The 21,449-nt window shown below is 66.8% G+C and carries 18 protein-coding genes; 13 read left to right on the top strand and 5 right to left on the bottom strand.

From position 1 onward, the window contains the following. Window positions 1–172: 172 nt before the first annotated feature. Both HMPREF3114_RS08180 and HMPREF3114_RS08175 read left to right on the top strand, forming a co-directional pair. The gene (locus HMPREF3114_RS08180; protein ID WP_235642933.1) at window positions 173–1,411 is read left to right on the top strand and encodes an NAD(P)/FAD-dependent oxidoreductase; all 1,239 of its coding nucleotides are present in this window, start codon (window positions 173–175) and stop codon (window positions 1,409–1,411) included. Window positions 1,412–1,633: 222 nt separating this feature from the next. Beyond that, window positions 1,634–3,226, top strand: coding sequence for an MASE1 domain-containing protein (locus tag HMPREF3114_RS08175; RefSeq protein ID WP_070489553.1), 1,593 nt, complete (start codon window positions 1,634–1,636; stop codon window positions 3,224–3,226). Window positions 3,227–3,386: 160 nt separating this feature from the next. Here HMPREF3114_RS08175 and HMPREF3114_RS08170 read toward each other — a convergent pair whose 3' ends face one another. Next, window positions 3,387–3,845 carry a hypothetical protein gene (locus HMPREF3114_RS08170; protein WP_229766026.1) on the bottom strand — a complete coding sequence of 153 codons (459 nt, stop codon included), beginning with the start codon at window positions 3,843–3,845 and terminating at the stop codon, window positions 3,387–3,389. Window positions 3,846–4,334: 489 nt separating this feature from the next. On the opposite strand from HMPREF3114_RS08170, the gene HMPREF3114_RS08165 reads away from it, so the two are divergent. From HMPREF3114_RS08165 to HMPREF3114_RS08155, 3 genes are all read left to right on the top strand, one after another. After that, the gene (locus tag HMPREF3114_RS08165) at window positions 4,335–5,897 is read left to right on the top strand and encodes an MASE1 domain-containing protein (RefSeq protein ID WP_070489535.1); all 1,563 of its coding nucleotides are present in this window, start codon (window positions 4,335–4,337) and stop codon (window positions 5,895–5,897) included. A gap of 95 nt (window positions 5,898–5,992) precedes the next feature. Beyond that, window positions 5,993–7,336 (top strand): diguanylate cyclase, encoded by a 1,344-nt coding sequence (locus tag HMPREF3114_RS08160; protein WP_049416322.1) that lies wholly within the window; start codon window positions 5,993–5,995, stop codon window positions 7,334–7,336. A gap of 85 nt (window positions 7,337–7,421) precedes the next feature. Continuing rightward, on the top strand, window positions 7,422–7,883 hold the full coding sequence (locus HMPREF3114_RS08155) for a bacteriohemerythrin (protein WP_005415916.1): 462 nt from the start codon (window positions 7,422–7,424) through the stop codon (window positions 7,881–7,883). Here the strand turns inward: HMPREF3114_RS08155 and HMPREF3114_RS08150 are convergent. Together HMPREF3114_RS08150 and HMPREF3114_RS08145 are read right to left on the bottom strand one after the other, a co-directional pair. Further along, a complete protein-coding gene (locus HMPREF3114_RS08150) occupies window positions 7,864–9,165 on the bottom strand; it encodes an MFS transporter (protein WP_032954064.1) in 1,302 nt (433 codons plus the stop codon). The two genes, HMPREF3114_RS08155 and HMPREF3114_RS08150, sit on opposite strands and share 20 nt — an antisense overlap. Before the next feature lie 239 nt (window positions 9,166–9,404). After that, entirely contained in the window at window positions 9,405–10,901 is a 1,497-nt protein-coding gene (locus HMPREF3114_RS08145) for an aldehyde dehydrogenase (RefSeq protein ID WP_070489533.1), read from the bottom strand. A 104-nt stretch (window positions 10,902–11,005) separates the two neighbouring features. Here HMPREF3114_RS08145 and HMPREF3114_RS08140 point away from each other — a divergent pair, with 104 nt between their 5' ends. From HMPREF3114_RS08140 to HMPREF3114_RS08110, 7 genes are all read left to right on the top strand, one after another. Beyond that, window positions 11,006–12,358, top strand: a complete 1,353-nt coding sequence (locus tag HMPREF3114_RS08140; protein WP_070489531.1) for an omega-aminotransferase AptA — start codon at window positions 11,006–11,008, stop codon at window positions 12,356–12,358. 63 nt (window positions 12,359–12,421) lie between these two features. Next, entirely contained in the window at window positions 12,422–13,300 is an 879-nt protein-coding gene (locus HMPREF3114_RS08135) for a plasmid replication/partition related protein (RefSeq protein WP_070489529.1), read from the top strand. A gap of 124 nt (window positions 13,301–13,424) precedes the next feature. Continuing rightward, window positions 13,425–14,711, top strand: a complete 1,287-nt coding sequence (locus HMPREF3114_RS08130) for a DUF445 domain-containing protein (RefSeq protein WP_070489528.1) — start codon at window positions 13,425–13,427, stop codon at window positions 14,709–14,711. 245 nt (window positions 14,712–14,956) lie between these two features. Beyond that, entirely contained in the window at window positions 14,957–15,271 is a 315-nt protein-coding gene (locus HMPREF3114_RS08125; protein WP_053498676.1) for a DUF3649 domain-containing protein, read from the top strand. Further along, window positions 15,268–16,905: a PepSY-associated TM helix domain-containing protein gene (locus HMPREF3114_RS08120; protein ID WP_070489526.1), complete on the top strand. Its 1,638-nt coding sequence runs from the start codon at window positions 15,268–15,270 to the stop codon at window positions 16,903–16,905. The genes HMPREF3114_RS08125 and HMPREF3114_RS08120 overlap by 4 nt, the downstream gene beginning before the upstream one ends. Beyond that, window positions 16,902–17,231 (top strand): DUF3325 domain-containing protein, encoded by a 330-nt coding sequence (locus tag HMPREF3114_RS08115; protein WP_053498679.1) that lies wholly within the window; start codon window positions 16,902–16,904, stop codon window positions 17,229–17,231. Before HMPREF3114_RS08120 ends, HMPREF3114_RS08115 begins: the two co-directional genes overlap by 4 nt. 29 nt (window positions 17,232–17,260) lie before the next feature. Further along, window positions 17,261–17,734 carry a hypothetical protein gene (locus HMPREF3114_RS08110; RefSeq protein ID WP_053498681.1) on the top strand — a complete coding sequence of 158 codons (474 nt, stop codon included), beginning with the start codon at window positions 17,261–17,263 and terminating at the stop codon, window positions 17,732–17,734. Between the two features lie 121 nt (window positions 17,735–17,855). On the opposite strand, the gene rlmKL is transcribed toward HMPREF3114_RS08110, so the two are convergent. Further along, window positions 17,856–19,994: a bifunctional 23S rRNA (guanine(2069)-N(7))-methyltransferase RlmK/23S rRNA (guanine(2445)-N(2))-methyltransferase RlmL gene (rlmKL, locus tag HMPREF3114_RS08105; protein WP_070489524.1), complete on the bottom strand. Its 2,139-nt coding sequence runs from the start codon at window positions 19,992–19,994 to the stop codon at window positions 17,856–17,858. A gap of 145 nt (window positions 19,995–20,139) precedes the next feature. Beyond that, window positions 20,140–20,667, bottom strand: coding sequence for an alpha/beta hydrolase (locus HMPREF3114_RS08100; protein WP_053498684.1), 528 nt, complete (start codon window positions 20,665–20,667; stop codon window positions 20,140–20,142). 72 nt (window positions 20,668–20,739) lie between these two features. On the opposite strand from HMPREF3114_RS08100, the gene HMPREF3114_RS08095 reads away from it, so the two are divergent. Next, complete coding sequence (locus HMPREF3114_RS08095; protein ID WP_053498686.1) at window positions 20,740–21,306, top strand: N-acetylmuramoyl-L-alanine amidase; 567 nt, start codon at window positions 20,740–20,742, stop codon at window positions 21,304–21,306. Window positions 21,307–21,449: the final 143 nt, after the last annotated feature.

Raw genomic sequence — 21,449 nt, 5'->3', positions numbered from 1 at the left:
TACCCGTCGCCTGGCAACGGCGGCAAGTCGCTGCCGTCACACCGCAGCTGCCGCGCATCGGCGAAACTACCGGGGTGAACGCTGATCGACCTGCCCTGCTCCGCCCTCCCGCACTGCACCCGCGAGGCCTGCAGTGAGCGCCGCGTTTCCGCCCAGCTGGTATGCCTCCAGCCTGCCCGAACCGCCCGCACTGCCCTCGTTGCAGGGGCAGGTGCAGGCCGACGTTGCGGTGCTGGGCGCCGGCTATACCGGCCTGACTGCCGCACTGGAACTGGCCGCGCGTGGCCAGCGCGTGGTGGTGCTGGACGCACAGCGGGTCGGCTGGGGCGCGTCCGGCCGCAATGGTGGCCAGGCGCTGGCCGGCTATGGCTGCGAGGTGGACGAACTGGAGCGTCAGCTCGGCCGTGACGATGCGCGCCACCTGTTCGACTGGTCGCGCGAAGCGGTACAGGCGATGCGCAGGCGCATCGATCGCCATGGTATCGACTGCCATTGGGTGGAGGGCCACGCCAGCGTCGCCATCCGCGAACGCCACGAGCGCGACCTGCACGCCAACTGCGAGCACCTTCAGCGCCACTACGACTACCCGATGCAGTGGTGGGACCGTGATGCCCTGCGCGCGCAGCTGGACAGCCCGCGCTACCGCGCCGCGATGTTCGATCCGCACAGCGCGCACTTGCACCCGCTGGCCTATGCGCGTGGCCTGGCCGATGCGGCGCGCGCGGCCGGCGTGGTGATCCACGAGAACTCCGCAGTGACCCGCGTGCAGCGCGGACCGCAGCCCACCCTGCATACCGCGCGGGGCAGCGTGCGCGCTGCGCACCTGGTGGTTGCCGGCAATGCCTGGCTGCAGGGCCTGCTGCCCGAGCTGGAACGCCGGATCATGCCGGTCGGCACCTATATCGGCGCCAGCGCGCCGCTCGGTGCCGAGCGCGCCCGCGCCCTGATCGGCAACAACATGGCCGTGGCCGACACCGCGTGGGCACTGGACTATTTCCGCCTCAGCCACGATCACCGGCTGCTGTTCGGCGGTCGCGCCAGTTACTCGGCGTTGCCCCCACCCGGCCTGCACGGGGTGATGCAGCGGCGCATGCACCAGGTGTTTCCACAACTGGCCGACGTGCCGCTGGAGCAGGTCTGGGGCGGTTACGTGGACATCACCCGCAACCGCGCCCCGCATTGGGGCCGGCTGGACGGCAACCTGTACTTCGCGCAGGGGTTCTCCGGCCATGGGGTGGCCGCCGCCGGGCTGGCCGGCGAGGTCATCGCCGCCGCGATTGCCGGCCAGAGCGAGCGCCTGGACGTGTTCCAGCGCCTGCGGCATGCGCCTTTCCCCGGCGGCCGGCTGCTGCGCATGCCGCTGCTGGTGGCGGCGATGTCGTGGTACAAGCTGCGGGATGCATTGTGGTGAAGATTCCGCATCTCCTGGATTGAACGCTCTGACAGGCGCACCGCAGCGCTGATCGTGCTGCACACGTCACAGATTTTCACGCAACATCTGTGATGGATGGTTGGTCAACTCCCTAAATGCGCCGCTGTGCAATTGCATAATCGTTCGCAGACCGATAACGTCCTGAGAAACCGGGCCTCGCGGCGAATGGAAGCTGACAGGGGACACGTAGGAGAGGGGGACGTGCGATTGGACTGGTGGAAAGAAGGATTGTTGCTGAAGGTGCGCATTCGTCCGGCTGGCCTGATGCTTGCCTTGCTTTATGCAGTTGCCTATTGGGCAACCCGACAGCTGTCGCTGGATCAGTTCTATTTGCCAGCCGGCATCCGGGTGGCGGCCGTACTGTTGTGCCCGCCGCGCCTGTGGCCGTATCTGCTGCTGGGCGAATATGCGTACTTTGCACAGTCCCGCGTGCCAATGATCGAGAAGTACGGCCTGACATGGGTCATTGTTGCCTCCGCGTTCCTCATGCCCGCAGTGATGTTGATTGTGAAGCTGCAACGGCGACTGATGGCGGAGTCGCAGACGATCGGCCTTTTGTTGATTGCCGCCGCTTCCAGCGTCGTAGTTACGCTGCTGAACCTCAGCTTTTCCCATCTGCTCTGGCCAACACCCCCTTCCACGCCCTTCCTGACCAGTGCGGCGCGTTACAGCGTGGGCGACTTCATCGGCATTCTGACGGTGGCACCCATCGCCATGCTGTGGGCGCGACAGGACCTGGGGCAGGAGTGGAACGCTGGACGAAAGACCCCGATGCTGGCGGCACTTTCATCGATGCTCCTGATCGGGATAGCAGCAACTCAACTGCCCGCAGACTGGGTTGCGCTGAAGGCAACGCTCCTGCTGCTGCTGGCACTCCCCGCGGCCGCACTTACCTGCCTGTATGGCTGGAAGGGTGCCGCCCTTGCAGTACCGGTGCTCAACATGGTCATCGGCCTGACCACGCCCAACACCCATCCCACCGCATTCGATCCCGCGGCCTTCATCACCCAGCAGATCATGGCGATCAGCGGCATCGTATTGCTGTTGCTCGGATCACGCATCACCCACTTCTACCATCGTTACAGGCTGCGCGAGATGGGGGAAAGGGACGCCATCCATCTTGCGAGGAGCTCGCAATTGGCCAGCGAGATGGAGCTGCGTGAGCGTGCCCTGCACCTTCGCAAGCTCGGCGACGGCATTGATACCTCACTGGTGGAGCTGGCCGACTGGCTCAAGGCCCAGGGACATCACGCAGTGGCCAGCAGCCTTCTGCATACTTCGAATGTACATTCGCGGCTCCTTCGCGAACAGACAAGCATGGTCTATCCCTCGGGCCTGGAGCATCTTGGGCTTTACGTGGCTTTGCAGGCTGGTGGCATCCGTGAGTCGTGGACGCTGACGGAGCGCGTTCTCCGCCCTGATCTGAAAGGCGACCCCTGCAACCTGAGCGTGGAACTGCAGTTGGCCGCTTACCGGACACTGATTGATGCAGTCTCCATTCTTCTCAAGCATGAAGGTGGACAGATTCGCATTCGTGCAAGATGCGGCGGAATGGGCTCCAGGCGCGGAATCCTCATGATCGTGTCGCTGCTGGAGTCGCGTCGGCGCCTTTCCCAGCAGACAACCATGGCAGCGTTCGAGCGGCTGACCGGGCGAACCCTGCCCTATGACGGGACCGTTGACTGCTATCGCAACCGGGTCAGGATCCTGTTCCTCGACCGTGAAACAAAACTTGAGACACAGCCCAGTGCTCCATCACGGTACAGCTGCCCTGCACCCTCTGCGCTGCAGTAGCGCATTTCACAGTCAAGCGATCGGATCGAACCAACGCAGCGGTATCGCATGAACGTCCCGCTCATCCCGCTGGCCAAAGGCGTCATGGGCACCCGGCGAACATCCGGGTGCCCATGCAGTCTGACACTGGCGCTCTCCGATATCCCGGCAACAGGCGGTATCAGGGTGCCTCTACCGCCCACAAGACATCAGCTCCGCTTGCATATCTGACCAGCGTGAATGCGGGGGACCGATAGACAACCGTCCTGGTGGCTTTGGCGGGAACAGGCAGGCGCTGCTCAGGCAACGACACCTTCGCAGATGGGTCACCTGCCGGCAGTACCCAGAACGTGCCCGCAGCATTGCCGATCACGATGTGCACGTGGCCCGCGAGATCGTTTACCTGGAAATAATCCATGCCATCGCGCTCGAACCCATAGACCAACCAGCCGGGATCCACGCTCAGGTCCTGTGCCTGCGGAATCGACTGGCCGAGTCCTTGGCCGGCCATCTTGATTCCATGGTCGTCACTTGGGGCAAAAGCAAGAACGGATACCGGCACCAACATCAACGCACCAGCAAATGCATGAATTCGGAAATTTCCCACACTAACCTCCAGGTTGGATGCAATACGGATCAAGCAGGATGCTACCCCCAATCGCATCAGCATATACCGGGCGGACTCCGTAAAGCCCATGGGACATAATCGACTGGATCGATGCAAACCCATGCCACGCCGATGCTGCGTCCGAAATCGCCAATACCCGTAGCGAAACCCGCCCACGGTGCGGGTCAGCTGCATCTGCGACAAATGACCTGGACAGGCGCGTGTAACAGCAGGACATTGTCGATTGCGCGATAGTGAACACAGTGGACAGCATCAACTGCCGAATGTAGCGGGTGCAACGGCTGCAACGTGATCGAACCGAGGACGCGCTGATTGTGGATGATTCACCGTCCGCTGGTGGCTATGCCGACGCACTGCTGACCGTGTAGGGCCACGAAGCGCAGGAAGCCGGCAATTGCAGCGCAAAGGGAGGCCAGACACCTCGATTGCGCCCTTCTCCGACTGTCGATAATGTCTACGGACGTGGCCAGTCATCATTGGCCGGGAGGCAAGAGGCGGGGCTTGGACCGATTCAAAGAAGCAATTGAACTGAGCTTCCGGATCCGACCCGTCGGAATCGCACTCGCGGCCGTCTACGCTTTGAGCTGCCTTGTCTCGCGTCAGTTCTCGCTGGATCAGTTCTTCCTGCCAGCGGGCATCCGGGCAGCGGCACTCCTGATCGTCCCGACCCGCCTGTGGCCCTACCTGCTGCTTGGCGAGTACGCCTACTTCGCAACCCTGCGCATCCCCATGATCGACAGCTACGGCCTGGCCTGGGTCATCCTCGCCTCGACGCTGCTGATGCCGATGGCGATGCTGGTGGTCCACCTGCACCGCATGAGAATGCCATCGGAGTCCGCCGCCGGCCTCTGGCTGCTGTCGCTGACCTTCTGCACGGCGTTGTTCGTCCCGGTTCTCAATATGGGCATTTCATTCGCCCTGTGGTCGAACCCGCCGCCGAGCAACCTGCTTAGCGCAGTTGATCGCACGATCTTTGGCCACTTCGCCGCCATCATTACCCTCGTGCCACTGGCATTCCTCTGGTCGCGACGAGAGGCGGCCCCCAATTGGACGCGCCGCTTTGCTGCACCTACGGTCACGGCCATCCTAGTGATGCTGGTCCTGGCCCTGTGCATGCAGCTTACGGCCATCAGTGCCCACACCACACGCACCCACCTGGTGCTGCTGTCCTCCCTACCGGCGATCGCCCTGACCTTCATGCATGGGTGGCGTGGCGCTGCCATCGCGATTCCGCTGTTGAACCTTCCACTCCATTTCGCCACTCCCAGCACCGGCCTACCGTCCTCGTTCGACCTGGGCACCTTCGCCACCCAGCAGAACATGGCCGTGATGAGTGTCGCACTGCTCGCCCTGGGATCCAGCATCAGCTATCACCACGAACGTGCACGGTCCCGTGGACTGGCTGAGGAAACCACATTGCGCTTGGCACGTAGTTCGCATCAGATCCGTGAGCGTGAACTTCGCGCGCGCGCCTCCCATCTCAGGCAACTCGGCGAAGGCATGGACAGCTCGCTCGGCGAGATGGTCAGCTGGCTGAAGGCGCAGGGGCATCATGCGGTGGCCAACAGCCTGCAGCACGCCTCATCCGTGCACTCGCGGCTGTTCCGTGAACAGGCCAGTCTGGTCTACCCCACGGGGCTGGAGCAGGTTGGGCTGTATATCGCGCTGCGCGTTGGCGGCGCATGCGAGAACTGGGACAACTCCCATCGCGTGATACCGCCCCGGCTGGAGGGGAACCCCTGCATGCTGACTGTTGACCTGCAGCTCGCCATCTATCGCTCGCTGATCGAGGCGGTGTCGCTGCTGCTGGAGCTGGAGTCGGGACAGGTCAGCGTGCGCGCCCGGAGCGGCCAGGCTGGCGACCGCCGCGGCATTGTGGTGGTCGTGGGCCTGCTTGACCGCAGCTGCACGCTGTCGAGTGGGACCGTTCAGCAGGCCACGGAGCGTCTGGCCGGCCGGATAATGGCCTACGGCGGTACGGTGCATTGCCGTGGCAACCGGCTCCGGTTCGTCCTCCACGAATCCATTGCGGGCACAGCGGCGTCATTCACATCGCCCGCCTGATCGCCGAACGACACGCAGGGCATACTGCCCCGCTAAAGTTACACCCGAAACCGCCGCTATCCGTGCCGAGCCCCTCCCTCGTGAGCCACCGCATCATGCCCGTGCTGCCGCAGGCCGCCGTCGATGGCGACCTGGCCGATCCGCTGCCGCAGCGGATCCTGCTGGTCGAAAACTCCCGTGCGTTCACCGGCATGCTGCGCGAAGCCATCGAGCAGCGCCTGGAACTGCCGGTAGTGATCGCCTCCACCCTGGCCGAGGCCGACCGGCTGCTCAGCGAAGGCGGGGGCTGGTTCCTGGTGCTGACCGGACTGGTGCTGGCCGACGGCGACCGCGATGCGGTGGTCGAGTTCTTCCTCAAGCGCGACCTGCCGACGGTGGTGGTCAGCGGCGTTTACGACGAGGACCTGCGCAAGCGCGTACTACAGCAGCAGATCATCGACTACGTGCTGAAGAACACCCCGGGCAGCATCGACTACCTGGTGTGGCTGGTGCAGCGGCTGGAACGCAACCGACGCATCGCCGCGCTGGTGGTGGACGATTCGCCGTCCGCGCGTGGCTATGCCGCCGCCCTGCTGCGCATGTATGGGCATGAGGTGCACGAAGCCGCCGACGGCAACGAGGGCCTGGCTGCAATCGAGGCGCATCCGGCGATCCGCCTGGCGGTGGTCGACCAGGAAATGCCCGGCATGCAGGGGGTGGAATTCACCCGTCGTCTGCGCACCCTGCGCTCGCGCGACAAGGTGGCGGTGATCGGCATCTCCGGCAATACCGACGCCTCATTGATCCCGCGCTTCCTGAAGAACGGCGCCAACGATTTCCTGCGCAAGCCGTTCTCGCGCGAGGAGTTCTTCTGCCGCGTCTCGCAGAACGTGGACCAGCTGGAACTGATCGGCACCCTGCAGGATCTGGCCACCCGCGACTTCCTCACCGGCCTGCCCAACCGACGCTTCTTCCTGGAGCAGAGCCAGCGTCAGCTGCCGCAGCTGCAGCTGCACGGCCAATGCGTGGCGGTGGCGATGATCGACATCGACCACTTCAAGCACATCAACGACACCCATGGCCACGAAGCGGGCGACGACGCGCTGCGCGCGGTGGCCGGCGCGGTGACCGCGCATGCACGCAGCCACGACCTGATCGCGCGCTTCGGCGGCGAGGAGTTCTGCCTGCTGGTGCCAGACATGGAACAGGACGAGGCGCTGCTGTACTTCGAGGAGCTGCGCCAGCGCATCGCCGCACTGGAGGTGGACATCGGCACCGCTACCCTGCGCATGACGGTCAGCATCGGCCTGTGCTGCCTGCGCCCGCAGCGCGATGCGCTGCACCGGCTGATCTCCGAGGCCGACCGCCAGCTGTACCTGGCCAAGGCCGGTGGCCGCAATCGGGTCAGCTGCACCACGGTGGCCAGCCCGCTGCGTCCACGCGAGCCTGCGCTGACCTGACCGGCTCGCTTTGATCCAGATCAACGCCGTTCCCGCACGACAGCTCTACAGTCGGCCCCGACATACGCATGAAGGGGAGCCGGGGATGGCACTACTGGTCTGGCAGGACGATCTGAACATCGGCATCGATGTGATCGACCAACAACACCGCCGCATCATCGAGATGCTCAACCACCTGCACGTGGCCCAGTCCAGCCTGCAGCGCGCGGCAGTGGGTGAAGTGATCGACGAGGTGGTCGACTACACCATGTCGCACTTCGCGTTCGAGGAAGAGCTGATGGAGGAAGCGGGCTACCCGTTCTGTGCCGCGCACAAGCGCGTGCATGAGATCTTCATCAAGCGTGTGGCCGAGTACCGGCTGCGCTTCCAGGCCGGCGAGGACATCAGCGATGAACTGCGCACGATGCTCTCGCGCTGGTTGTTCAACCACATCCGCGGCGATGACCAGGCCTACGCCGAACAGGTCAAGGCACACCTGAACCAGTTCACCCGCGAGCACCAGGGCGGTGGCTGGCTGGGACGCACGCTCAAGCGCTTCTTTGGCTGAACCGCAGCGCGCGCCGGTGCAGTGCCACCAGCGCGCACAGCGTCGCTGCCGCAGTCAGGCACAGGTAGTAGCCAACCGCGACCAGACCGAAGCGTTCGGCCAGCCAGGTGGCCAGGTACGGCGCCGGTGCCGCACCCAGAATGCCGGCCAGGTTGAATGACAGCGATGCGCCGGTATAGCGCACCTCCACCGGGTAGATCTCGGCCAGGAAGGTACCGCAGGGACCATAGGTCAGGCCCATCAGGAACAGGCCCAGGCACAGGAAGGCGGTGACCATCCACGGGCTGTGCGGCTGGAACAGCGGCGCGAACAGCACGCCGAAACCGATGATCAGCACGCTGGCCACGATCATCGTGCGGCGCGTCCCCCAGCGGTCGCCATAGCGCGCCGACAGCGGGATGCCCAGCGCGAAGAACAGCATGCCGGCCATCTGCATCAGCAGGAACTGCTCGCGGCTGTAACCCAGCACCGCCGTGCCATGGCCGAGGCTGAACACGGTCATCAGGTAGAACAGCACGAAGGTGGCGAACGCGCCCAGGGTACCCAGCAGCATCGGCACCGGGTGGTCGCGCAGCACCGTCCACATCGGCAGCCGCACCGGCGCCTTGCGCTCCAGCGCCTGCTTGAAGTCGGGGGTCTCGTGGATGTTCAACCGCACCCACAGGCCGAGGCCGACCAGCAGCGCGCTGGCCACGAACGGAATGCGCCAGCCCCACTGCAGGAAGTCGGCCTGGCTCAGGCAACGGCCGAGCACCAGGAAGATGCCGGCCGACAGCAGGAAGCCGAGCGGTGCACCCAGCTGCGGGAACATGCCGTACCAGGCACGCTTGCCCGGCGGTGCGTTCTCGGTGGCCAGCAGCACTGCCCCGCCCCACTCGCCGCCCAGACCCAGGCCCTGGCCGAAACGGCACAGCGCCAGAAGCGCCGGCGCCCACAGACCGATCTGTGCGTGCGTCGGCAGCAGGCCGATCAGCACCGTGGACAGCCCCATGGTCAGCAGCGCAGCCACCAGGGTGGCCTTGCGCCCGATGCGATCGCCGAAATGGCCGAACACTGCCGACCCAACCGGGCGTGCGATGAAGGCCACCGCGAAGGTTGCCAGCGACTGCAGCAGGGCTGCCTGTTCGCTGCTGTCCGGGAAGAACAGGTGCGGGAACACCAGCACCGCGGCCGTGGCGTAGATGTAGAAGTCGAAGAACTCGATCGTGGTACCGATCAGGCTGGCCAGCAGAACACGACGGGGGGAATTCACGGGCGGCGCGGCAGCGGTGATCGAGGACATCGGCAACACGGGAAATGGCAGATCGACCGATTCTGCCACGGGCTGGCGGCGGTACGGCACGATGGTTTCAGCCGACACCGATGCCGACGAGGGGGCAGGCGCCTCCTGTAACGTCGAGCCATGCTCGACGGTTCTTCGCGAGATGCAGCCGAGCATGGCTCGGCTCTACAGAAGAACGAACGGCAGTCGAGCATCGCTCGACTCTACAGAGAGCGAACAGCCGTCCAGCAATCGCGTCGTTACAGCTGCATCCAGGTGGCCTTGATCTCGCTGTACTTGTCGAACGCATGCAGCGATTTGTCGCGCCCGTTGCCGGACTGCTTGTAGCCCCCGAACGGAGCGGTCATGTCGCCGCCATCCCAGCCGTTCACCCAGATGCTGCCGGCACGCAGCTGGCGCGCGACGCGGTGGGCTCGCCCCAGGTCCCGTGTCCACAGGCCGGCGGCCAGGCCGTAGCGGCTGTCATTGGCCACGCGCACCGCTTCGGCCTCGTCTTCGAAACCAAGCACAGCCAGCACCGGCCCGAACACTTCCTCGCGCGCCAGTGCCTGCTCCGGGCGCACCTGGTCGAACACGGTGGGCTGGACGTAGCTGCCGCCGGCTTCCACTTCGGCGCGCCGCCCACCCAGCAGCAACCGGGCACCCTCGCCTTCGGCGCGCGCGATATCGTCCATCACCTTGTCCAGGTGCGCGGCATCCACCAGCGCGCCCATCGGCGCATCGGGGTCCAATGGATGGCGGGGGTGCATGTGCTGGCCATAAGCAACCACCTGATGCACGAAATCCTCGCGGATCGAACGCTGTACCAGGAGCCGCGAACCTGCGGTACAGACCTCGCCCTGGTTGAAGAAGATACCCTGTGCCACCGCCTTCGCGGCGGCGTCCAGATCAGGGGCGTCGGCAAACACCACATGCGGGCTCTTGCCGCCACACTCCAGCCAGACCCGCTTGAGGTTGGATCGCCCTGAACACTGCAGCAGCTTCGCGCCCGTGGCCGTGGAGCCGGTGAAGGCGAGCACGTCCACATCCATGTGCAGGGCCAACGGCTCACCGACGCGCGCACCGTGCCCCGGCAGCACGTTCAGCACGCCCTCTGGCAGGCCCGCTTCGGCGGCCAGCGCCGCCAGCCGCAACGCACTCAAGGGCGAGCGCTCGGACGGCTTGAGCACCACCGAGTTGCCCATGGCCAATGCAGGCGCGATCTTCCAGCAGGCCATCAGCAGCGGAAAGTTCCACGGAACGATCGCGGCCACGACCCCGGCGGCCTCGCGCGTGACCAGTCCCAGTTCGTGCGGGCCGGTCGGCGCGATCTCGCCGTACAGCTTGTCCACGGCCTCGGCGGTCCAGCGCAGGCAGCGCACCGCGCCTGGCAGGTCGATGCAGCGCGCATCACGCACCGGCTTGCCCATGTCCAGGGTTTCCAGCAGGGCCAGCTCGTCGGCATGCGTTTCGACCAATGCCGCCAGCGCCAACAGTACGCGCTTTCGCTGGGCCGGACTGGCCTGCGACCAGTGGCCGGCCTCGAAGCTGCGCCGCGCGGCCAGTACCGCGCGCTCCACGTCCTGTGCGTCGCAGTCGGCGACCGCCCCCAGTACGCGACCGTCGATCGGGCTGACGCAGTCGAAACGGGCGCCGCTGGCTGCATCGACATAGCGGCCATCGATGAAGGCCTGGCCTGGCATCGACAGCTGGAGGGCCAGTGCCTGCCAATGGCTGCGGTCGGGAACATCGGCCATGGGAAGCTCCAGCATTCAACGAGCCTTGGTTATACCGGGGTCACCGCGACTCCGCCGTGACGTGGCTGCGCTACATTCGTCGCATCGGACCCGACGGAGCTGGCATGAAGCGTCCCGGAAGCGACCTGCACGACCTGACCACACAGCGCCCCGAGTCACTGGACGCTTACTGGATGCCATTCACCGCCAACCGCCAGTACAAGGCGGCACCACGCATGCTGGTCCGCGCCGAAGGCATGCACTACGAAGACATCGATGGCCGACAGATCCTCGACGGCACCGCCGGCCTGTGGTGCTGCAACGCCGGCCACGCGCGACCGCACATCGTCGAGGCCATCGCCGGGCAGGCACGCACGCTCGACTACTCACCCGCTTTCCAGGTGGGCTCGCCGCCGGCATTCGCGCTGGCACAGCGGCTGGCCGCACTGGCTCCGGCCCCGCTCAACCATGTGTTCTTCACCAGCTCCGGCTCGGAGGCGGTGGATACCGCGATGAAGATCGTGCTGGCTTACCACCGCCAGCGTGGCGAGGGCCAGCGCACGCGCTTCATCAGCCGCGAGAAGGCCTATCACGGCGTCGGTTTCGGTGGCATGGCGCTGGGCGGTCTGCCCAACAACCGCAGGGCGTTCGGCCTGCAACTGGGGGGCGTGGACTATCTGCGCCACACCCTGGACCTGCAGCGCAACGCGTTCAGCAAGGGCCTGCCGCGCCAGGGCGCGGAGCTGGCCGACGATCTGGAACGGCTGATCGGGCTGCATGACGCCTCGACGATTGCCGCCGTCTTCGTCGAGCCCATCGCCGGCTCCGCCGGGGTGATCCTGCCCGCGCCCGGATACCTGCAGCGCCTGCGCGAACTGTGCGACCACCACGGCATCCTGCTGGTGTTCGATGAGGTCATCACCGGTTTCGGCCGGGTCGGCATGCCCTTCGCCGCGCAGCGCTTCGGGGTCACACCGGACCTGCTGACCTTCGCCAAGGCGGTCAGCAACGGCGCGGTGCCACTGGGCGGCGTGCTGGCCAGCGACGCCGTGCATGCCACGCTGATGCAGGCCCCGCCGCAGGCCATCGAGCTGTTCCACGGCTATACCTACTCGGGTCACCCGCTGGCCTGCGCCGCAGCGCTGGCAACACTGGACGTCTACGCCGAGGAGCGCCTGTTCGAGCGCGCCATCGAACTGGGCGAGTACTGGCAGGAACGGCTGCACGCGCTGCAGGGCCTGCCCAACGTGATCGACATCCGCAACTTCGGGCTGGTCGGCGCGGTCGAGCTGGCACCGCGCCGCGATGCCCCTGGCAGCCGCGGCTACGAGGTGTTCCGGCGCTGCTTCCACGATGGCCGGCTGCTGGTGCGCTGCACCGGTGACATCATCGCGCTGTCGCCGCCGCTGATCGTGGACAAGGCGCAGATCGACCAGATCACCGGCACCCTGGGCGAGATGATCCGGGTCACCGCCTGAGCCCGGGCCGGCGGTGGCGAGCGGGTACAATGGGCGGTTCCGCTCCTGCTCGTTGCCGTGCCCATGGATATCGTCGTCAAAGAAGAACTCAAGGCCTACATCGACCCGCTGACCGCGGACGAACATGACGCGCTGGAGCGCAGCATCCTGGCCGAAGGCTGCCGCGATGCGCTGGTGCTGTGGGGTAATGTGCTGGTCGATGGTCACAACCGTTTCGGCATCTGCCAGAAGCATGGCCTGCCCTTCAACACCGTGCAGAACACGCGCTTCCAGAGCATGGAAGACGTTCACCTGTGGATGATCGAGCAGCATCTGGGCCGTCGCAGCGTGTCCGATTTCCAGCGCGGCGTGCTGGCGCTGCGCAAGCGCGACATCCTGGCCGCCCGCAAGCAGGCCGAGCAGGCGCAGCTGCAGCGCGAGAGCGACGGTACCGCCGAGATTGCCGATGAGGCGGGCGAGGACAGCCCGCCGTGGGAGCCGGCACCGAAGCTCAGCCGCGCCGAACTGGCCCGCGAAGCCAAGCTGAGTACCAGCCAGGTCGGCATGATCGAGCGCATCCATGCCCAGGCTGCACCCGAAGTGGTGGAGGCAGTGAAGGCCGGCGTGATCTCGATCAGCGCCGCCGCAGCCGTGGCCGATCTGCCCGAAGAGGAGCAACGCGCCGCCGCCGCCGGCGGCAAGGATGAGCTGAAGCAGGCGGCCAAGCGCGTGCGCGAATCCAAGCGCAAGCCGCGCGCGCCGAAGCGGGACGCGGCCGAGATGGACTTCGAGGAGCCCAGCGAGGACGAGATCGCCAGCCGCGACGCCGAGGTACTGTTGGCACTGGAACAGCTGGGCGAGGATGCCCCGGCCCTGCGCCGCCGCGTGGTCGCGTTGACCCGCGAGAACGACACCCTGCGCGCGCAGCTGGCCGCGCTGCGCAAGCAACTGGAAGCGCTTTAAAAACGCGCGAACCTCTCAGGTAGAGCCGAGCCCATGCTCGGCTGCGGTGTGCCGCGCGCAAGGCAGCCGAGCATGGGCTCGGCTCTACAGGCAGGCATCACCGGGCTGCGGTTAGACTCGTGCGATGACGCCTGCCCACGATCCGCGCCGCGCCCAGCTGCGGCGCCTGAAAGCCCTCGCACTGGGCCTGCTGCTGTTGATGCTGGCCGGATTCGCGGTCAGCCATTGGCACGGCGAACGCGGCATCTGGGCCTGGGTGTCGGCCTTCTGCGAGGCTGCTGCGGTCGGCGCGCTGGCCGACTGGTTCGCAGTCGTTGCGCTGTTCCGGCGGCCAATGGGCCTGCCGATTCCGCACACCGCGATCATCCCGCGCAGCAAGGAACGCATCGGCGACAGCCTGGCGCTGTTCGTGCGCGACCAGTTCCTGGAACCGGGTGTGCTGCTGGCCAAGCTGCAGGTGTTCGATCCGGCCAGTCGTCTCGGTAGCTGGCTGGCCGACCCGGCACGCTCGCGGATGCTGGCCGACATGGCCCGCGGCTGGGCGCTGCAGGCACTGGATTTCTTCGACGAAACCGCGGTGCGGCGGCAACTGCATGCCTTCGTGGTGCAGCAGCTGCGGCAGTGGAACGCTGCTGCCACCGCCGGTGAACTGCTGGCCCTGCTGACCGCCGATGGCCGCCACCAGCGCGTGCTTGACGAGGGCCTGCAGCGCCTGGGACGCTGGCTGGAGCAGCCGGAGGTGAAGGAGCGCGCCTCGCAGCTGATCGTGCGCTACATCCAGCGCGAATGGCCGACGCTGTCGAGCACGGTGAACTGGGTCAAGCCAATCGACGAGATCGGCGACAGCCTGGCCGAACGCCTGGCGCGGGCGGTACTGGAAGAGCTGCAACAGGTGCTGGCCGAGCCGCAGCATCCGCTGCGCCAGGACTACGAGACCTGGCTGCAGAACTACGTGCAGCGCCTGCGCGAAGACCCGGCGCTGGCTGAGCGCATCGAACAGCTCAAGCAGGACATGATCGACCACCCCGCCCTGCAGGACTACGTGCAGGGGCTGTGGGCGCGTATCCATGCCAGCCTGCGCGTCGACCTGCAACGCGAAGACTCGGCGCTGGTCGGACACCTGCGGCGCAGCCTGGCGTCGCTGGGCAGCAGCCTGCAGGCCGACCCGGCCCTGCGCGAGGCCCTCAACCAGCACCTGCTGGAAGGTGCGCAGCGCCTGACCGGCCGCCTGCGCGAGGGCGTGACCACGCATATCGCGCAGACCGTGAAGGGCTGGGACGAGCGGCACCTGGTCGAGCAACTGGAACTGAGTGTGGGTCGCGACCTGCAGTTCATCCGCTTCAACGGCACCCTGGTGGGCGGGTTGATCGGCCTGCTGCTGCATGCGGCAACCGTGGTGTTCAGGTTCTAGCCCCGGCCAACGCCCACGATCAGCACGCTTGATTCATGAAATGCGAATACATATCATTTACTGATCGGTTGTACGCTTAGCCAAACGGGCACGAAAAACGTGCCCATCGCCCGTGTACTGCCCCGACTTCTGGGCTGCCCGTCTGCGCGGGCAGTGCTTCGTCGATGGGACACGCTGGGCGACATGCGCAGGGCGCAAGGGGGCCGCGGACGCGTTCCATCCCTTCTCCTACCTTCAGGAACGCCGTGGACCGCTCGCCCACACCCGCCAGCCCCCGCACCTTGTTCTCCAACCCGCGCTGGGGCGTGCTGTCACGCGCTTTGGCCGCGATTTTCGGCGGCTATGCGCTGGCCTCGATGACCAGCGTGTTCTGCGCGGTGGCGTTGCCCGGCGCGCGCGGCCAGACCGTGCTGACCGGCATGCTGCTGGCCATTGTGGTGGCTGCCTGCGCGGCGCTGTGGGCCTTTGCCACCCGCAGCGCACTGCGGGCCTGGGTCGGCATCCTCGCCCCCGCCCTGCTGATGGCGGCGGTCGCACGCCTGTTGGGCGCCTGGGCATGAAGAACGGATTCCGCCAGTCGATGGCCTGGCTGCATACCTGGACGGGCCTGCTGGTCGGCTGGTTGCTGCTGCTGATCTTCATGGCCGGCACGGCCAGCTACTATCGCGAGGAAATCAGTCGCTGGATGCGCCCGGAGCTGCCGTCCAGCAACGTCAGCATCGACGTGGCCGCGCAGCGCGCGGTGGCCTACCTGCAGGCCAATGCGAGTCACGCCGAGAACTGGTTCGTCACCCTGCCGCAGCCGCGCAACCCGGCCATGCAGCTGTTCTGGCGGCTGCCACCGGAACTGGCCGACCCCAGTCGTGGCCGTCGCGGTGGCTTCGGCGACGCCACGCTCGACCCGAACAACGGCCAGGCACTGAAGGCGCGCGAGACCCGTGGCGGCGACTTCTTCTACCGCCTGCACTTCGACCTGCACTACATCCCGGTGTACTGGGCGCGCTACCTGGTCGGGTTCTGCGCGATGTTCATGCTGGTGGCGATCATCACCGGCGTCATCACCCACAAGAAAATCTTCAAGGACTTCTTCACCTTCCGCAAGGACAAGGGCCTGCGGTCCTGGCTGGATTTCCATAACGTCAGCGCGGTGATGGCCCTGCCGTACCACGCGATGATCACCTACACCGGCATCGTCACTCTGATGATCATGTACCTGCCGTGGGGGGTGAAAGTCGCCTACCCGCAGGACGAGGACAAGTTCTTCAGCGAAGCCTTCGGCGGCATGCCAGAGGTGACCGCGCCGGAGCAGGGCCGCGCCACGCCGCTGCCGATCGCACAGTTGCTGGACAGCGCGCGTGCGCACTGGCACGGCGTGGAAGTGGCCGGCTTCACCGTGTCCAACCCGGGCGCTGCCAATGCGGTGATCGACATCCGCCAACGTGACGGCAGGCGTTTGTCCACCGACACCCCGGCGCTGCGCTACAACATGGTCAACGGTGCGCTGCTGGAAGAGACGCCGCCGTCCGGCGGCGCCACCGCCACCCGTGGCGTGCTGTATGGCCTGCACCTGGCGCGCTTCGCCGACTGGGGCCTGCGCGCACTGTTCTTCCTGTCCGGCCTGGTCGGCTGCCTGATGGTCGCCAGCGGCGTGGTGCTGTGGGCGGTGAAGGAGCGTCCCAAGCATGCCAAGAACGGGCGTACCGGATTCGGCCTGCGCCTGGTCGATGCGCTGAACATCGGCACCGTGGCCGGCCTGCCGATCGCCTTCGCGGCGTACTTCTGGGGCAACCGCCTGCTGCCGCTGCAGATCGCCGAGCGCTCCAGTGCCGAGGCCAACGTGTTCTTCTGCGCCTGGGGCGCCGCGCTGCTGGCCGCCTTCATCTGGCCGAAGCGGATGATGTGGGCGTGGCAGCTGTACCTGGGTGCGGCCGCGTTCGCACTGGTGCCGGTGGTCAATGCAGTGACCACCCATGCCCACCTCGGGGTCACGCTGCGCAACGGCGACTGGGTACTGGCCGGCGTCGATCTTTCGATGATCGCATTCGGCGCAATGCTGGCCCTGTGCGGCTGGCGCATGCAGCGCTGGACGCCACCGCTGAGTGCGGCCGAGAAGAAGAAGCGTGCCGCCGCTGCGGCTGCGCCGAAGGCATCGGTGAGCACTGCAGAAGCGGCCAAAGCGGAGGCCAGCGCATGATGCTGCTGGCACTGGCGCTGTCGTTCTCTGCGTTCACCGCGCTGTCGCTGTCGATGGAAAAGCACCAGCACGACTTGCATGGCAAGGCCGCGGCCGCACCCGCACGGCGGGTGCAGTGGCGGGTGCTGGGCTGGGCGCTGCTGGCGGCGGCGTTCGCACTGTGCGTGGCCGACCACGGCTGGGCGATGGGCCCGTTGCTGTGGCTGGGCGCGATGACCCTGGCCGGCGTGGCGCTGTCGTTCGGGTTGTATCCGTATCGTCCAACGTGGATTGCGCCTCTGGCGATCGCGCTGCCGGTGCTGGGGTTGGTGCTGGAATTGCTGTAGCCGCAGGACGTGGACGGCGGCGTCCACGCATGGCGTCGAACTACAATGCCGGTATGGATAGCGTGCTGCAGCGGATGTCTGGAATCGGCTTCTTTTCCCGGTTGGGTGAAACACTGCCCACAACGGCCGGCGTCGTCGCCGTTCGATCGCTGGCCGAAGCACTGCGGACCGTCGATACAAATGGTTTCGAATGGATGCCCACAACACTGGGCGATTCGGATCCGTTTCACGGCGCCCTGCCCCATCCCGCCGAACTGGCCGACGCCCGACGCGAACTCAACCGCACGTTGATGCGCGCGCTTTCGGCACTGGATCTGCCGGCACTGCGCTGCGGTGCGCATGACCTGCACCTGGTGGCGCGCGATGGGGCGATGTTCGCCTTCCGGCAACGCCTGCTGGAAACGCATCTCGGCCTGCCGGCACACTGGGAGCCTGTGCTTGCGCTGTACGAACAGGGTCATTGGCCCCTGGCCCATGCGCCGGGGCGATTGTTGGTGCTTTAGGCCGATCCACGCATGGCGTGGATCTACGGGCCAGATGGGGTAGTGCCGGCCGCTGGCCGGCATCCCGCGGACCTTCCACGGTTCTGACGCAGTTGCCGGCCAGCGGCCGGCACTACCGGGCTTACCCCAACCGCTTCAGTTCCCACGCGCGGTGGATGCGCGCGTTGCGCTCGAAATCCGGACCAATCGTGCGTGCGGTGATCTCGCGGCACTGGGCGAATTCGGCGATGGCGTTCTCTTCCAGCTTGAAGCGGCGGAAGTTGTTGGAGAAGTACAGCACGCCACCCGGTGCCAGCCGCGCCACCGCCGCCCGCAGCAGCTTCAGCTGTTCGCGCTGCACGTCGAAATCATCGGCGCGGGCGGAATTGGAGAAGGTCGGCGGGTCACAGAAGATCACGTCGTACTGGCCGCGGTCGCCTTCCAGCCAGGCCATTGCATCGGCCTGGACCAGCAGATGCTGGTTGCCGCCCTGCCCGTTCAGCGCCAGATTGTCGTAGCACCACTGCAGATAGGTGGCCGACAGGTCGACGCTGGTGGTGCTGGCGGCACCGGCCACGGCGGCCTGCACGCTGGCCACGCCGGTGTAGCAGAACAGGTTGAGGAAACGCTTGCCACGCACCTGCTCGGCCATCATCCGGCGCAGCGGGCGATGGTCGAGGAACAGGCCGGTATCCAGGTAATCGAACAGGTTCACCTGCAGCAGCGCGTTGTTCTCTCGCACCACGATGAACTCGTCGCGCTGCTCGAAGCGGCCGTACTTGCTGCCGCCCTTGCCGCGCTCGCGCGATTTCATCGACACCTGTTCCGGTGGCACGCCGAACACTTCGCGCGCGGCGGCCAGCAGCTCATTGCGGCGGCGGCGCACGTCGTTCTCGGGAATCGCCGCCGGTGCCGCATATTCCTGCACATGCAGGAAGGTACGGCGCCTGCCCCCCTCTTCCTCGTAGACGTCGATGGCCGCCGCGTACTCCGGCAGGTCGGCGTCGTAGGCGCGGAAGCAGGTGATGTCCTCGCGGGCACGCCAGCTCTTGAACTTCTTCAGGTTCTTGCGCAGGCGGTTGGCCACCATCTGCGCGCCTTCGCTCAGCTCCCGGGGCTGTGCCGGATCACGGCCTGGCACAGCGATCGGATCGCAGACGATCAGCGCGCATTCCAGCGCACCGTTGAACATCTGGTACTTCTTGCTGGCACGCAGGCCGGTGGCAAAGGCCAGTTCGTCATTGCCACACAGCAGGCTGGCGCGCCACTGCGGCACCGCCTTCTGCAAGGCATTGCCCAGTGCACGGTACAACGCCGGATCGGCGGCCAGGCGCTCGTCGTACGGTGGGTTGCAGACCACCGCACCGATCTCCTGTTCCGGCGCGGCCAGGTCGGCGACATCGGCGCGGGTGAAACGGATCGCGTGGGCGACGCCGGCGACCTCGGCATTCTCGCGGGCCGCCTGGATCGCAGTCGGGTCGATGTCGCTGCCGTGGATGACCGGCTTCAGCGCGGCCAGACCGGCCGCTTCGCGCTCACGTGCTTCGCTCTGGATGGACTTCCAGGCCGCCTTGTCGAAGCCCAGCCAACGGCTCGGCGGCAGGCTGCCATGCCGCATCAGGCCTGGGGCAACGTCGGCGGCCATCAGCGCGCCTTCGATCAGCAGCGTGCCGCTGCCACACATCGGGTCCAGCAGGCCACCGCCGGCGGCATGCAGGCGCGGCCATTGCGCGCGCAGCAGCAGCGCGGCGGCCAGGTTTTCCTTCAGCGGCGCCTCGTGGGCGGCACCGCGCCAGCCACGGCGATGCAGCGGGCCACCGCCGAGGTCAATCGACAGCGAGGCGCGGCCCTTGCGCAGCGAGAGGTTGACGCGCACGTCGGGCAGATCGGTATTGACCGAAGGCCGCTCCAGGCCTTCGTCGCGCATGCGGTCGACGATCGCATCCTTGATCCGCTGCGCGGCAAAGCGTGCATGGGTGATCTTGTCGCCGGACACGTGCGCATCCACCGCCAGGGTCATCTCCGGCGAGATGTGCTCGTGCCACGGCAGTGCACGCACGCCGTCATACAGGGCCTGCTCGTCCGGGCAGTCGAACTCGTCGATCGGCCACAGCACCCGGCTGGCCAGGCGCGACCACATCACGATCCGCAGCGCCTGCGCCAGTTCGCCGTCGGCGTTGACGCCGGCAATGGTGGCGGTGGCCTTGCCAAGGCCCAGGGCCGACAGTTCATCGGCAAGCAGGTATTCCAGGCCCTTGGCGCAGGAGACGAAGAATTTCACGGGATCGGTTCGCAGGTGGTCGGGCGCGGCACAGGGGCCGGGCCGGTCGGAAAGGAGGGCCGTAGGCACGGCCGGCAGGCCCGCGCCGGGGGCGGCGGGGCTGCCATTGTAGTCAATGCGGGCGGGCGCGCCGTGCGCCCTGGCTTCACAGTTGCCGCAGCAGGCGCTCGAAGGCCTGCGCGGAGGCCTCCACGTGGCGCTCCAGGCGGTGGCCATCGTCAACCAGCAGCAACTGCGCCGAACGCGCCTGCGCCCAGGCAATCACGCCGGCAGCCGGTACCACATCGTCATGCCAGGCCTGCACCACCGTGGTCGGCACCGCAGCGGCGTCCAGCGCCGGCATCGGGCCCATGGTGGTCGGCGGCACCATCAGGAACAGGCCGGCTACCGGCACCTGCAGCGAGGCGATGGCGGAGATGTAGGCGCCCAGGCTGGAGCCGGCCAGCACCACCGGCCCCTGGCGGGCAGCGATGGCGGCGCGTTCAACCAGACGGCGCAGGCGGGTCGGCACGTCGCCCACCCGGCTGACCTCGCTCATCGCGTCCAGGTCGGAGTAGTCGGGGCGCTCGTGGGTCCAGCCCAGGCGTTGCGCCACCTCGGCCAGCGCGGTGACCTTGGTCGCCTCCGGGCCGCTCTCGAAGCCATGGGAGAGGATGCAGTGGCCGCGGCTCATGCGCGTGTTCCGTAGGCGCGGGCCGACGAGGAAAGGGAAGGCAGGTTCATGCCGCAATGCTAGCATCGCCGGATGCCCAACCCGCTCCTGCCCGGCCTGCAGCTGCAGCCCCTGCCCTATCACGACCGATTGCCGCTGCGGGATCCCGCCTCGCTGGAAATGGTGGTGATCCACTGCACCGAGCTGCCCGATCTGGCGATGGCCCGCGAGTACGGCGAGCGCGTGCTGTACGACAGCGGCGCCGGCAACAGCGGGCACTTCTACATCGACCGCGATGGCAGCGTGGTGCAGTACGTGGCGCCGGAACGCGTGGCCCATCACGTGCGCGGCATGAACGCGCATACGCTGGGCATCGAGCTGGTCAACCGCGGGCGCTATCCGGACTGGTTCGACAGCCGCCACCAGGCGATGGACGAGCCCTACACCGAGGCACAGCTGCAGGCGCTGGAAGGCCTCCTGCAAGCGCTGGTGGCGCACTATCCGTCGCTGCGGCGGATTGCCGGGCATGACCAGCTGGACCTGGAGCAGGTGCCGGCCAGCGACGATGCGGCGCTGACGGTGGCGCGCAAGCGCGATCCGGGGCCGCTGTTCCCGTGGGCGCGGATCCTGGCCAAGGTGCCACTGCAGCCGGTTGGGTAAGCGGCAGGGCTGCGCCCTGCACCCGCAGAGGCAACGTCAACGTCAAGAGCTGGCATTCCGGGGGATGGCGGGGTGGATCCGATTGCGGGGGACGCCGTAAAGCCCCAGGCCGGCCCAGCCGCTGGCGGCTGTGCGTTCGGGCG

Source organism: Stenotrophomonas sp. HMSC10F07 (assembly GCF_001807895.1).
In the GTDB taxonomy this organism is placed as follows: domain Bacteria; phylum Pseudomonadota; class Gammaproteobacteria; order Xanthomonadales; family Xanthomonadaceae; genus Stenotrophomonas; species Stenotrophomonas sepilia.
The sequence above is the reverse complement of the archived record's forward strand: the minus strand, read 5'-3'. Positions and strand labels throughout refer to the sequence as shown.

What these genes read in the sequence shown, in the direction of transcription:
- HMPREF3114_RS08160 (WP_049416322.1), top strand. Translation starts at nt 5,993, where the DNA reads ATGCCCGTGCTGCCGCAGGCCGCCGTCGATGGCGACCTGGCCGATCCG.
- HMPREF3114_RS08155 (WP_005415916.1), top strand. Translation starts at nt 7,422, where the DNA reads ATGGCACTACTGGTCTGGCAGGACGATCTGAACATCGGCATCGATGTG.
- HMPREF3114_RS08150 (WP_032954064.1), bottom strand. Translation starts at nt 9,165, where the DNA reads ATGTCCTCGATCACCGCTGCCGCGCCGCCCGTGAATTCCCCCCGTCGT.
- HMPREF3114_RS08145 (WP_070489533.1), bottom strand. Translation starts at nt 10,901, where the DNA reads ATGGCCGATGTTCCCGACCGCAGCCATTGGCAGGCACTGGCCCTCCAG.
- HMPREF3114_RS08140 (WP_070489531.1), top strand. Translation starts at nt 11,006, where the DNA reads ATGAAGCGTCCCGGAAGCGACCTGCACGACCTGACCACACAGCGCCCC.
- HMPREF3114_RS08135 (WP_070489529.1), top strand. Translation starts at nt 12,422, where the DNA reads ATGGATATCGTCGTCAAAGAAGAACTCAAGGCCTACATCGACCCGCTG.
- HMPREF3114_RS08130 (WP_070489528.1), top strand. Translation starts at nt 13,425, where the DNA reads ATGACGCCTGCCCACGATCCGCGCCGCGCCCAGCTGCGGCGCCTGAAA.
- HMPREF3114_RS08120 (WP_070489526.1), top strand. Translation starts at nt 15,268, where the DNA reads ATGAAGAACGGATTCCGCCAGTCGATGGCCTGGCTGCATACCTGGACG.
- HMPREF3114_RS08115 (WP_053498679.1), top strand. Translation starts at nt 16,902, where the DNA reads ATGATGCTGCTGGCACTGGCGCTGTCGTTCTCTGCGTTCACCGCGCTG.
- HMPREF3114_RS08110 (WP_053498681.1), top strand. Translation starts at nt 17,261, where the DNA reads ATGGCGTCGAACTACAATGCCGGTATGGATAGCGTGCTGCAGCGGATG.
- HMPREF3114_RS08100 (WP_053498684.1), bottom strand. Translation starts at nt 20,667, where the DNA reads ATGAGCCGCGGCCACTGCATCCTCTCCCATGGCTTCGAGAGCGGCCCG.
- HMPREF3114_RS08095 (WP_053498686.1), top strand. Translation starts at nt 20,740, where the DNA reads ATGCCCAACCCGCTCCTGCCCGGCCTGCAGCTGCAGCCCCTGCCCTAT.